This window comes from Mucilaginibacter sp. P2_A4 (assembly GCF_056405015.1).
Genome location: NZ_JBFUCX010000001.1, coordinates 1 through 13,233, shown reverse-complemented (window position 1 = coordinate 13,233; position 13,233 = coordinate 1). Strand labels below are relative to the sequence as shown.

The window sequence follows — 13,233 nt, the reverse complement described above, 5'->3', positions numbered from 1 at the left end:
TACGGGAACCTGTCAGCATATGTTTGCGCGCACACGTTTATTAAAATTAGCCGCTACTTCACAATGTATATTGGCCGTTAAAATTAAATCATTAATGAGCAGGCTTAGCGTTCAGCACCATCACTTCAAACGGCTCAAGTGTAACCGTATAAGCATCCCCTGTAAATAAAGGGGCCGTCAATTCCTTACCGCTAAGTTTAGCATTATAAAAAAGATAAGTGGATTTGCTATTTAAAGGCAAATCAAAAACTTTACGCGTATCAACCCGGAAGGTTTTTGTTTTATTTGACGGGTTTCTTAAAGTAAGAATAGCTTTTTTGGGCGACCATGAAGCAAACCCATAAACATCCCCTTTTGATGGGCTGCCACCCACCCAATGCGTATCGGGCATGATGTCTGCATTTTCACGCGACCATTTTATGGCAGCGGCCAGGCAATTCCAATTGGCCGTGTTTAATTTATGCGGATTGATATACAACTCCTGCAAACTTGTTCCCGATCCAAAAAACGACCATATCTCATCGGCAATGTCTTTATCATTCATATCAAATTTGGCAGGTGCGCCATTGTCTGCAATACAAACGCCATGGTACATCAACGAGCTTAAAGGATAAAGGTAGGCACGTTGAACAATATTTTTATATACTTCGCCATCACGGTAATTAAGCCATTGCTGCCTGTTATTTCCTTGTCCTTCTGTATTTGTATCCCAGCCATTTCTCCAGATCACATCGCCATATTGGAGCCAGAAAGGTGATGGCCAGGTGCCTATAGTCATGCTAAAATAAAGATCTGGCTTTACCCCACGCAGGGTTGATACCAGGTTTAACAGCGATTCCATATCTGTCTGATACTCGGGCGTAGCGCCCGTTGATTGATCCCCTGCCCCTACACCATCAAATTTAAACATCGAGATACCGTATTTGGTAACAAAGTTTGCGGCGGCATCTTTAAACCTGTTGGAATAAACCGCGCCTGAAAGCGAAAACCCGTGCGAATTTGTTTCAAATGGAGGGTTTTGTTTTCGCCCATATTGCAGCCTTTGCTCCTTGGCCTGCTCATATCCACCCCATGGCGACATCCATACACCTAACGATGCATTGTATTTATTGGCCAGCGTTTTAATATTATCAAAGCCGGCAGGGAAATTCGTTTTACTTATCTGCCACAATGTTTGATTATCATCCCAACCATCATCAAACAAAAACGAGTTTAAGGTAATGTGGCGTTTTATAGTGAGGCTGTCTGCAAAGGTTTGAATACGGTCAAGACAGCCTGCTTCAGTCAGTTTACGATCGGCCCATGATAAATCATACCATGAATTATAATGCAGCATTTGCCGGTACGGTACTGCCCTTTCCCGTTCCAGGTAATAAAGAAATCCTCTGCGTAACTGGCCCTCCGGGGCAATGCCCCAAACGGTAGATGCCTTTAAATCCATGGCTGGTTCCTGCCGTTCAATATAATTATTTACCCAACCATCCTTAGCTTCATATTTACTTATAGGGCTTTCGAGCGCGAAAAAGAAATCTCCCGATACTATTGGCGATCCATCAACAACACCCGATGGTATCATCTCCGCTCCCCCAGGAAACTTTATAAGTTTTAATTTGCGGATCCTCAAAGAATCAGTAACACTATTAAAGGCAAAAACCTGCCTGATATAATTGGAGTTATCTTTTAAAATAGCTTCCCACTTTACCCGAATACCATATTTTACATTCAGGAACTCAGCTGTAATTTCCTTCCCATTTTCCTTTTCCGAAAGTTTAACCGCTGCTTTGTTTCCCTTTATTTGAACAATTTTCAGCGGCGCACTCAATTCAAAATCAGCAGAATTAATTACCGCGCCCTCCTTTAGCTCCAGTTCGAACATGGGAGCTCCTTTTAAAGAAACCTGTTTATGCTGTGCAACAAATTCGTTTATCGTAATTGTTTTTTTACCGGTAAGCCATTTTACAGACAGGCAATTGTTTTTTAAAATTACAGATCCCTTGTCCGCATATGCAACCGCCTGGCCAGGCTTTACTTCTGCAAGAAAAATATTTTGAGCCCTGGAAACACTTGCCAGGCTGAGACAAATTAAAAACAACAGTTTTTTTAGCATGTTTAGTAAATTATAAGGAAAAAATAGTGGACAATCATTTTGCGTGTGCGCACACAAATATATGAGATAATTTATCACTGAAAAACAGACCTACAGCTATTTACCTCTTAAACAAACAAAACGGACGAAGATTACCTGTTTACGTGATAAAACAATCGTTTGCGTCATTTTTCGGCGAAGAGCACAGCATTAGGATGCCATTGACCACTTATTTCGAAATTTCAGGAAAAGTAATGATATCACACTTTCACAATCCTATATCTAAATTACAAGGAATACAAAAAGCCCGACACATATCCGTATCGGGCTTCTTGTTTTTATATTCTACTCCGGCGCTGAGTGCAAATCCCGGTGTAGTACGCTACCACGAATTTATTACACTCTTACCGCTGATTTTCAGGTATTGCAATCCATTCGGCATATTTTGTTTTACCCAGGGAAACAGCAGCTTCCGGTACTAAAGTATCAGCTGTAAGTGGAGCTCCTGAATACAAAGCATCGATATCGGCTGTTACTTCGTAGTTTTTATGAGTTGCCTGCAAATATTGCTTCACCCATGCTGTCATATCGAATTTTTCAGGTCCACCTATTTCCAGGGTTTTATTAGCAGGTTTTTCTAAAGCTGTTTCGGCCATAAAAGATGCAACATCTTTGCTGGCGATAGGTTGAATGTTGGCAGCCGGTACTATTACCTTTCCATCGGCCATGCTCATTTGAACAATGCCTCCGGCAAATTCAAAAAACTGTGTAGCATGAACGATGGTGTAAGGAATACCCGATGCCTTAATCATTTCCTCCTGCACTTGTTTCGCACGGAAATAACCGCTGGCTAATAATTTTTGAGTACCTACTACTGATAAGGCAACATGATGCTGCACCCCTGCTGCCTTTTCTGCCGGTAATAGATTTTCGTTAGCAGTTTTGAAAAAGTTCATCACAGCATTATCTTCAAAGGAAGGTGAGTTGGATACATCCACCACTACATGCGCGCCTTGCAGCACTTCAGCCAAACCTTCGCCGGTAAGTGTATTAACACCGTTGTTGGGTGAAGCGGCAATTACTTCGTGCCCGGTTTGCTGTAATTGATTTACCACCTGGCTACCAATGAGGCCGGTACCGCCGATAACTACTATTTTCATGATCTGTAATATTTTAAGGTTAATTGTATAATACAAAGATGAATATAGCCGGCCCGGGAAAACTTAAGCTGGTTTAAGAAATATACATGTCCTGGTAGGTCTTTAATATTTCCAACGAAACACCCATGTAGCTGGCAAAAACAGGATCAGGAATTCTTTGAATTAATTCAGGATAGGTATTCCTGAAATGGAAATAGAAATCCTTTTTAGTCACGGTAGCAAATGTCTTTTGTTTAAATAAGGCCGCCCCATAAGCCCGCTCATGAATTTTATTGAAATATAATGCCAGTAAGGGAAATTGTAACAGTAGTGTTTCGTAGTTTTTCCTGCTCATGCAGGTAATTTCCGAATCTTCCATCGCTGCAATTGAATAAACAGCAGGTTTACTATCTGGGAAACTCTTATAGTCTGTTATCCACCAGTTTTCCAATGCAAAATGTACAACCTGCCTTTCATCGTTATTTTCATAAAACAAGTACAGGCAACCTTTATTAACAAAGTAAATAGTATCGCAAATTTCCTTTTCGCTCAAAAGCAATTCCTCCTTTTTTATCAGTTTTGTTTGCAGGAACGGTGCTATTTTTTCCTGCTCTACGGTAAAACCGGGAACGAGTTTTTGAATGTGATTATATAGTTGGTCGGTCATGAATTGGTTTTCGCTTTTATTCTATTTTTTCGTAACTCGCTCAGATATTCAGGTGTAAAGCCTAAAAATGAAGCCAGTACCTTCTGCGGTATCCGTTGAAGAAATTCGGTATACTTTGATTGAAACAGTTCATAAAATTCATCCTTGGGCATTCTTGAAATCATCTGGATACGAAGCAATGACGCTGCATATGCCCGCTCGTATACTAAACGAAAATAGCTTTCGATGACCGGAAATTTTGCCAGGATCAATTCATAATTTGAGGCAGTAATGGCCAACACCTCCGTTGCTTCCAGTGCCTGGATTGTATAGGCCGATTTCCGCCCGGACCGAAAAGCATTCAGGTCGGTCATCCACCAGTTTTCTAATGCCAGCTGCATAGTTTGTTCCACACCATTATGATCTGTAAAGAACAAACGAAGACACCCTTTTACCACAAAAAAATACATCAAACAACGCTTGTCTTCTTCCTGTAAAATGCCCTTTTTCTTAAATGTCTTTGTTTCAAAAAAGGGCAATATAGAGTCACCCTCTATTTGGTGGCTTGAAGTAACTTTTTGAATATGTTGTATGAGCGGGTGCATTTCTTTATGGAAAGAATACCAAAGTATAAAAAAAGGCCGAAGAATCCCAAGGATTGGGTGAAAGCTAACGATTTTAAGCAGGATGATTAAACCTCCCGGAATATTCAAAGCCTTTTAACTGCGTTCAGCAATCAAATACCGAACTGTTGTTCCTGCTTTACAGGCATTTGCATTACCCTCATTTTTTGATCAATTTACCCGGCCGGCAGTATGGACAGGGTAACAAAAATGGAGGGAAATTTCTTAACTGGCGCATAGCGCTTTAATTATTTCAGAAGGAATGACAAATAATTGAACCTAATAATTTTTATGATTCAGACCTACAGTAAAACCACTTGCCCGGTTTTTACGGATTCGTCGCAGGCGAAGGCAATTTTTAAGCTGTTCACCGCGTCTTCTGTGGCCGCGGTAAGATCAAGGTCTTCGCGGATCGCTTTCAGAAAAAAGAGTTGTTCCCGGTTGCAAAGTTCCTGGTGACCGGGTTCATCCTTAAGGTCGAGGTATTCGTCTGGCCTGGAAAACTCATCCCGTTGATCCAAATCCGCATAATGAACTTTGATACTCTCCGTTTTAGTATGCGAATCTATCGAATCAGATTTTCCGCTGGCTGATGCCTCCCTGGCAACAATGGATACTGCACCCTTTGGCCCAAAAACGTCTTTAATAAAAAAGGCCGTTTCGCTCACCATTGGCCCCCACCCTGCTTCGTACCAGCCCACAGAGCCATCCTCAAAGCGGATTTGAAGTTGCCCATAGTTATAATTCCATTCAGGTATATCATCTGTAAGCCTGGCGCCTATGGCATAAACCTGCGTAGGTTTAGACCGGGTCATCTGGCACATCACATCTATGTAATGCACCGCACAATCCACTATCGGACTTAAGCTCTTCATCAGGTTACGGTGTACAGTCCACTTAGGGCCATGGCTTTGCTGGTTCAAATTCATCCGCATTACCAGCGGTTTCCCCATTTGGCGGGAAAGTTCTATAAACTTAACCCATGACGGGTGATAACGCAGGATATACCCTACAACCAGTTTCCTGCCTGCTTTTTTTGCAGCCTCAGCCATGCGTTCTGCTCCTTGTACGGTATCTGCCAAAGGCTTTTCTATAAATACATGACAGCCGCTCTCCAATGCCTTCACAGCAAATATCTCATGTGTATCTGGATAAGTAGAAATGCAAACCGCATCAGGCGTGGTCGCTTCAAGCGCTTCAAAAAAATCGCTGAACAGGGGGTATCTTCCGCCCAGTTTCTCATTCAAAACTACCTTGCTGTTACCTACGGATACGAGACCAACAATCTCAAATCCATCAAGGTTATGATAGGCCTGGGCATGAGAAGCGCCCATATTACCGCAGCCAACTACAAGTACACGTAAGTTTTCATTAATTAATGCCATAAAACTAATATATGAAATTGAAACACAAATGTGAGCGCCGTTTCTATTCGCAAAATAACAAATTCCTTGCTGGCAGAGTATACTGCCATAGTAAATACTCCGTTTTGTGTAATTTTCTGTGTTGGTTCCTAATATTTTGTGGTTCGGGTTATTTAATAGTTAAATCTAATATTATCAAAACCAGTTCGCATCCCAAAAATCAAAAAGCACAAAAAATAGCTGAATTACAATAAAAATACTTTAACCTCAATGCTCCGGCATTTATCGCATTAGTTCTTTTAATCCGTAATTGAAATCATTCAGAACCGATTTTGCCCGCTTCGGATCAAAATCGATATTAACATTCTATCTATTAGGTATCTTTACTTTGATGGAAGAAAATTTACCCGTTAAACGTTTAAATCGCCTTACCTGGTTACTGTCGGTAATCATAGGTATTGTCTTCTATCTTGTTATTTCTCATCATGATACCGATATCCATATATATCCGTATACCTTGTTAACCATGTCGGGGATACTAATGGTGGGTTATGCCAATGTTGGCATTATGCTCATTTTGGTAACCCGGTGTTCGTTCAGATCAAAGAAATTTTCGTTATACCGACGGCTGTTAACCTATCCTGCAAGTGTTATAATTTATCTGCTGTTATGGCCGCTGTTTGCTTACCTGGCAAATGATAAATGGTCGTTCCGGGATGTTGGCCTATTCTTTGCCTTCGTGGGATCGGGCATTGTAATCAATACCATGATGATTATTTTGCACAATTCCGTGTTGTTATATGAAGATAAATTACACAGCGAACTGGAGCTTTCCAGGTTAAAAGCGGCAAATGCAGAAGCGATGAATCTGGTTTTAAAGCAGCAGATTCAACCGCATTTCCTGTTCAACGCCCTAAATACGCTTAAGGCACTTTATCATAAAGACACGCAAGCTGCCGATACTTATATTGTGCATATGGCCAATTTTTTAAGGGCATCAATCTTTCATCATACCTCCAATATATCAAAACTGGAGGATGAGGTACTGCTATTATACGATTACCTTGAAATGCAACGCATCAGGTTTGGCACAGCGCTGGACTGCACGATAACATTGCCGGAGGAAACGTTAAAAAATTATTGCCTGCCCTCGTTTTCCCTGCAGCCATTATTGGAGAACGCTATTAAGCATAATAATTTTACCCAGGAAGATCCGCTAAAGGTAACTATCAGCCAAAAGGATGACTGGCTCGTGATCACCAATAATATACATAAGAAAAAAATAAAGGTAGCATCAACCAATTATGGGCTTGCCAACCTTGCAGAAAGGTATCGCCTCTGGTCTGGAGATGAAATTATGATCAGGGAGGAAGAAAACTCCTTTTCTGTAAGTATTAAATTGTTAAAAAAATGAATATAGTAATCATTGAGGATGAAGTAGTGGTTGCCGAAGATCTCGAATTAAATATCAGGAAATTGATAGATCAGCCCGTTGATATTGTACAGCTCAAATCTGTAAAGGAGGGGATTGCCTGGTTCAAAAAAAACGATGCCCCTGATCTCGTCTTCAGTGATATCCAGCTGGGTGACGGACTTAGTTTCGAGATCTTTATTGCCGAACCTGTTGCTGTCCCGGTCATTTTTTGTACTGCTTATGACGAATATGCCTTAGATGCCTTCAAAGCCAATGGGATTGACTATATCCTGAAGCCATTTACACAGCAAACCCTGAATAGCGCACTTCAAAAGTATAAACAATTAAAAAAGATATTCTCTACAGATCAAAATCCGCAGTTTGATGCGCTGATGCAAATGCTGACCGGTAAGGACACACAAAGGGCGGCATCGGTCCTGGTATATCACCAGGATAAGATCATCCCTGTAAAAATGGAAGATATCGCCCTGTTTTACCTCGAAAACGAGGTTACTCACCTGCTTACGTTCTCTGGAAAGTGCTATTTCCCCAATAAAAACCTCGACGAATTGGAGAAGCTGTCGGGCAGTTACTTTTTCAGAACCAACAGGCAATCCCTTATCTGCAGGAAAGCCATCACAGACGTATCCAGTTTCTTTTCCAGGAAACTTTCCTTAAACCTCAATGTTCCCTTCGGCGAAAAAATAATTGTAAGTAAGGGGAAAGCTTCGCAATTTTTAAGCTGGCTCACAAAGGGGTAATAGGTCAATTCTGAGGGAGTTTAAACAGGGAAATCGCTTTAAAAAAAAGATGTCATGGAACTTGTTTCGGCATCCCACACAGCTTACAGCATGAAGTCGACCTGTTCCGTGGGATCCTGAAACAAGTTCAGGATGACTATCTACAAAGAACTTGATTTTTCCGCTTCCGGCCCAACTTTGCCCGCTTCGGTTACTTTTTGCTATAATGCCGCCCCTTTACTGCGCACCTTTGATCTCAATGAATGGGCCAGCCCGCAGGCGGCACTCAAAAAAATTCATGCAAAAAAGAAAACTTATGAAAAAGCTACTATCAATGTTAGTCGTTTTGGTTGCGGTATCAACCAAGGGTTTCAGCCAAACAACGGCCGGGAATCAAAGTTTCGGTCAAAAACTAATGCAGAAATTAGAATTCGGCATTACTGCAGGTGGTAATTACAGTAATTTTACCAGCGCTAATTTCCCAACAGATCCACTCCCTGGTTTCCACGCCGGCCTTACTGTGGCCTACAAGTTCACGGATAACTTTATGGTGCAGGAAGAATTTCTTTACTCCCTGCAAGGTGCCAAAGCTAAAGGCGGAACGCTTGGCACGCAGGATATAAAACTTTCCTATGCCTCTGTCCCTATCCTTTTTAAATACCGTACTAATTCGGGCTTTTTTGTTGAGGCCGGCCCGCAGGCAGGCTTTAAAGTAAAGGAAGATCTTGGAGGTGTAACTGATGCCAAATTTGCTAAAAAAATTGATTTTGGGATGGCCGGAGGCCTTGGCTACCGATCAAAAATTGGTTTGGGAATTGGTGCAAGATACGTTTATGGATTGCAAAAAGTTCAGGAAACACCTTCTCCTATCCTGGGCGACTTTAAGAACAACAGCATCCAGGCCAGTATTTTCTACGTTTTTTAAAACATCTATTTAACCGTTTATCATTTCACCAACAAGCTCCATAGGTCTTCTGAAGAAATAAAAAGGTAGGGGCAATATGCGATTCCTTCCTCGGGGAAGGGAAGGTAGGGGTTAAATCAGGCGTTCAAGTAGCGTTGCAGATAGTATGTCGGCGAAACCCCAGTTGGGAGGGACTTAAAAATCGTTAAGAAATCTTCCGAACACCTATGGAGGAAGCTTAAACAAAAAAACACAGATCGCTTACTTATAAACAGTAAGCTATCTGTGTTTGAATTAAATACCTGCATCATGGCTTAAAACCTATTTTGCTACAAGTACTACCAGAAAAATCTTTTACAATTTTGCTAAACCTATCCGCATTTTGAAGAACCACAATCTTTACAGGTTAAACATCCTTCCTGGTATTGCAGGTTGGTGGAATTGCAATTCTGGCACTGTTGCTTTTTTGCCTCAGTACCGTCCGGTACAAACTTTTTAAGTGCACGCGCTACCCCATTTTTCCATGTATTGATAGATTCATCAAGCTGAAGGCTATTGATCAGTTCAACTACCTTTTCAATAGGCATACCGTGCCTCAAAGTGCTTGAAATTAACTTGGCGTAGTTCCAGTATTCCGGATTGAACTTGTATGATAAACCTTCTATCGTTGTTTTATGCCCGCGTTTATTCTTATACTGAAAGTCATAACGCGATCCCCCGTCTGCTTCACGGCTCTTGATAATAAGGCCATCATTAACCCATCTCGGAATCAGGATCCCATCCTCATCATCGGCAAAGCCGGTAAAAATCTCATAAGGTTTGCCTTCAATTAACCCAATGAAAGCTATCCACTTGTCTTTACTGTTTTGAAAACGAACAATTTCGGCCTCCAGCACATGTGGCCTGGTTGTTGGAAATACCAGCGGCACTCCCTGCTCCGCTGCAGGTTTAGATTCGGTATTTGCAATCAGCACTCCCGAACGTGATCCATCACGGTATACGGTTACGCCCTTGCAGCCGGCTTTCCAGGCTGCCATGTACAACTGCCCAACTACCTCTTCTGTTACCTCCGCGGGCATATTGATAGTTACACTAATAGAGTGGTCAATCCATTTTTGGATCGCTCCCTGCATCTGCACCTTTTTAAGATAATCTACATCATTTGAGGTTGATTTATAATAAGGTGATTGTACAACCAGGTCATCCAGTTCTTTTTGTGAATAATTTTTTGTTAAATCATGACCATTCACTTCCATCCATTGCTTAAAGCGATGATGAAAAACCACGTACTCTTCCCATGAATCGCCAATCTCATCAACAAAATCAACACGTGCGTCCTTATCATTTGGGTTAACTTTTCTTCTCCTTTTATAAACCGGCATAAATACAGGTTCTATTCCTGAACTTGTTTGCGACATCAAACTTGTTGTTCCGGTGGGGGCTATGGTAAGTAAAGCAATATTTCGCCTGCCATGCTCCAGCATTTCATAATAAAGCTGTGCATCGGCTTCCTTCAAGCGCAGCATAAACGGATTATTTTTTTCACGGTCGGCATCAAATATCGCAAAAGCACCTCTTTCTTTCGCGGCTGTTACAGATGCCCGGTAAGCCTCAATGGCAATCGTTTTGTGAATCTCTACCGCAAATGCCGATCCCTCATCGCTACCATAGCGTAAGCCCATCGCGGCAAGCATATCGCCCTCGGCAGTAATGCCAATACCTGTCCTTCGGCCTTCGTTAGCCTTTGTCTGAATGTTTATCCATAAATTCTTTTCGGTCCGTTTCAATTCTTCCTCTTCGGGATCCTCGGCTATCTTTTGCAGGATAGCATCAATTTTTTCAAGCTCCAGGTCGATAATATCATCCATCATGCGCTGGGCCGAATGGATGTGTTTCTTGAATAGCTCCCAATTAAAACTTGCTTTGGCGGTGAAAGGGTCTACAACATAGCTGAACAGGTTAATGGCCAGCAAGCGGCAGGAATCATACGGACAAAGCGGTATCTCACCGCAAGGGTTGGTAGAAACGGTTTTATAACCCAGATCAGCATAACAGTCCGGCAGTGATTCACGGATAATGGTATCCCAAAACAAAATGCCAGGCTCGGCAGAGCGCCAGGCATTGTGTACAATTTTCTTCCAAAGTACGGTTGGGTCGATATCTTTCTTATAAAGCGGGGTTTTACTATCAACAGGATATTGCTGCTGATAAGATTGCCCGGCTTCCACCGCTTTCATAAACTCATCATCAATACGTACAGAAACATTGGCGCCGGTAACTTTACCCTGCTCCAGCTTTGCATCTATAAAATCTTCCGAGTCCGGATGTTTTATGGCCACAGAAAGCATAAGCGCTCCCCTTCTTCCGTCCTGCGCAACTTCACGTGTAGAATTAGAAAAACGCTCCATAAAAGGAACTATACCGGTAGAGGTAAGTGCAGAGTTTTTAACCGGCGAACCTTTTGGACGGATATGGGATAAATCATGCCCAACGCCACCGCGTCTCTTCATGAGCTGTACCTGTTCCTGGTCTATTTTCATTATCCCTCCATACGAATCAGAATCACCTTTATTGCCAATTACAAAACAATTGGAAAGGGATGCAATTTGATAAGGGTTTCCAATCCCTGTCATCGGGCTTCCCTGCGGAATGATGTATTTAAAGTTCCTGATCAGCTCAAAAATCTCATCTTCTGATAAAGGATTTGGATAACGTTGTTCAATCCGGGCAATTTCAGCTGCAATCCTATGGTGCATATCATCCGGGGTACCCTCATAAATATTTCCATAAGAATCTTTCAGGGCGTATTTATTCACCCAAACCCTTGCCGCCAAATCATCTCCTTTGAAATAATCAAGAGATTTTTGGTAGGCTTCATCAGAGGAATAAGTAGTTATGGTATTTGATTGATCTGCGATTTTCATAGTTAGAACTTTAGATGAGAACGAGCTTTAATTTGGGAGCAAAGTTACAATTTTGAAAACTTAGATTTTTTTATTTAAATACAAATTTCACATTTTATTACATAAAACTCTAATTTTCAGTATTATACATTTTTTACACATGCAAATTGTTTACCAATATTTAAAATTTACTTATTAATTACATAAACCGAAATTTCACAGTACTATGAGTAAATTCTGTATAAACGGGGTTTACAACATATTTAGGGGACTATTGCAACCAGACAGTTAAACCGGTTATACAACCCGGTTTAACTGTCTTCTGTTTTCTTCTTTCAGGATTTTTGCTGTTAAAGAATTATGGCCCCATGCGATCTTCAGACAAACCTTACAGGATCGGGATTAACGCAACTCCAAGGCCTTCCTGGATTACATAAGGCGCAAAGGAGTAACAATGGTGTATTTCACTTATGGGCCAAGCCCGGGGAGAAATGCAAAATGCAAGTAGTGCTATAAATTAATTCCGCCCTGTTCCATTTGCTGACTTTCCCAGATGTTCGGGTCAGGAGAATGCAAGTGTTCGGCGGTGTTCGGGCTGGGTTTGGTGAAAAGTTAAGTTATTGGTTTATAGTAGGGTCTGTTTTTAGGTAGAAAAGTAGCGAACAGTTAATATATTGAATGTCAGCATATTGATTTTTAGAAAGTACAGGTTAATGTGATGCTTTGTTAAAAGCGAACACCTGTCCTGGATGGGGTGGATTATTGTAAACGCAAAAACCCCTCATCATATAGATGAAGGGTTTCACGATTCAGCCTTTTGGGGCTTTTAAGATTGGGCACCGACCTACTCTCCCACGTTTTACCGCAGTACCATCGGCTCTGGCGGGCTTGACTTCTCTGTTCGGAATGGGAAGAGGTAGACACCGCCGATATAGGCACCTGAATATTTTTAATGTTGGTTAGGAGTAAGGATTTGGGGACTAAGGAGCAAGGACTTTTTCATCCTTATTCTTTGTTCCATTCATCCTTGTTCTTAACAAACAATGACATATTATTGAAAGAAGTTCTTGATCAAAGAAAACAACAGTATTAGTTTTTGTTCGTGGCTGATAGTTCATGGTTCATCGTACATATCGCTATGAACTATGATCCACTGGCCATCAGCCACCATTATTACCTGCTATGAGAAAGCTTCGGGCAATTAGTATCACTCGGCTATGATGTCACCACCTTTATACCTATGACCTATCAACGTAGTAGTCTCCTACGACCCTCAATGGAAGTCTCATCTTGTGGCTAGTTTCGCACTTAGATGCTTTCAGCGCTTATCTATTCCCAACGTAGCTACTCTGCAATACAGCTGGCGCCATAACAGATTCACCAGAGGTTAGTCCAACCCGGTCCTCTCGTACTA

General features: G+C 41.6%; 9 protein-coding genes and 2 rRNA genes. 3 read left to right on the top strand and 8 right to left on the bottom strand.

What is annotated here, in order from left to right; genetic code table 11:
• Nucleotides 1-91 precede the first annotated feature (91 nt).
• The 5 genes from AC1DYB_RS00055 to AC1DYB_RS00035 form a co-directional block, all read right to left on the bottom strand.
• Nucleotides 92-2,107: an alpha-amylase family protein gene (locus AC1DYB_RS00055; protein WP_477431331.1), complete on the bottom strand. Its 2,016-nt coding sequence runs from the start codon at nt 2,105-2,107 to the stop codon at nt 92-94.
• Nucleotides 2,108-2,490: 383 nt separating this feature from the next.
• A complete protein-coding gene (locus AC1DYB_RS00050) occupies nt 2,491-3,246 on the bottom strand; it encodes an SDR family oxidoreductase (protein ID WP_477431329.1) in 756 nt (251 codons plus the stop codon).
• A 73-nt stretch (nt 3,247-3,319) separates the two neighbouring features.
• Nucleotides 3,320-3,892: a Crp/Fnr family transcriptional regulator gene (locus tag AC1DYB_RS00045; RefSeq protein ID WP_477431327.1), complete on the bottom strand. Its 573-nt coding sequence runs from the start codon at nt 3,890-3,892 to the stop codon at nt 3,320-3,322.
• The gene (locus AC1DYB_RS00040; RefSeq protein WP_477396500.1) at nt 3,889-4,476 is read right to left on the bottom strand and encodes a Crp/Fnr family transcriptional regulator; all 588 of its coding nucleotides are present in this window, start codon (nt 4,474-4,476) and stop codon (nt 3,889-3,891) included. Before AC1DYB_RS00040 ends, AC1DYB_RS00045 begins: the two co-directional genes overlap by 4 nt.
• Before the next feature lie 320 nt (nt 4,477-4,796).
• Nucleotides 4,797-5,879, bottom strand: a complete 1,083-nt coding sequence (locus AC1DYB_RS00035) for a Gfo/Idh/MocA family protein (protein WP_477431325.1) — start codon at nt 5,877-5,879, stop codon at nt 4,797-4,799.
• Between the two features lie 289 nt (nt 5,880-6,168).
• Here AC1DYB_RS00035 and AC1DYB_RS00030 point away from each other — a divergent pair, with 289 nt between their 5' ends.
• The 3 genes from AC1DYB_RS00030 (at nt 6,169) to AC1DYB_RS00020 (ending at nt 8,937) form a co-directional block, all read left to right on the top strand.
• Complete coding sequence (locus tag AC1DYB_RS00030; protein WP_477431323.1) at nt 6,169-7,272, top strand: sensor histidine kinase; 1,104 nt, start codon at nt 6,169-6,171, stop codon at nt 7,270-7,272.
• The gene (locus tag AC1DYB_RS00025) at nt 7,269-8,033 is read left to right on the top strand and encodes a LytR/AlgR family response regulator transcription factor (RefSeq protein WP_477431321.1); all 765 of its coding nucleotides are present in this window, start codon (nt 7,269-7,271) and stop codon (nt 8,031-8,033) included. Before AC1DYB_RS00030 ends, AC1DYB_RS00025 begins: the two co-directional genes overlap by 4 nt.
• A 295-nt stretch (nt 8,034-8,328) precedes the next feature.
• Nucleotides 8,329-8,937 carry a porin family protein gene (locus AC1DYB_RS00020; protein WP_477431319.1) on the top strand — a complete coding sequence of 203 codons (609 nt, stop codon included), beginning with the start codon at nt 8,329-8,331 and terminating at the stop codon, nt 8,935-8,937.
• A 350-nt stretch (nt 8,938-9,287) separates the two neighbouring features.
• Here AC1DYB_RS00020 and AC1DYB_RS00015 read toward each other — a convergent pair whose 3' ends face one another.
• From AC1DYB_RS00015 to AC1DYB_RS00005, 3 genes are all read right to left on the bottom strand, one after another.
• Complete coding sequence (locus tag AC1DYB_RS00015) at nt 9,288-11,840, bottom strand: adenosylcobalamin-dependent ribonucleoside-diphosphate reductase (RefSeq protein ID WP_477431317.1); 2,553 nt, start codon at nt 11,838-11,840, stop codon at nt 9,288-9,290.
• Between the two features lie 810 nt (nt 11,841-12,650).
• A 5S ribosomal RNA gene (gene rrf, locus AC1DYB_RS00010) occupies nt 12,651-12,762 on the bottom strand.
• Nucleotides 12,763-13,000: 238 nt separating this feature from the next.
• Nucleotides 13,001-13,233, bottom strand: a 23S ribosomal RNA gene (locus AC1DYB_RS00005); the annotation flags it as partial.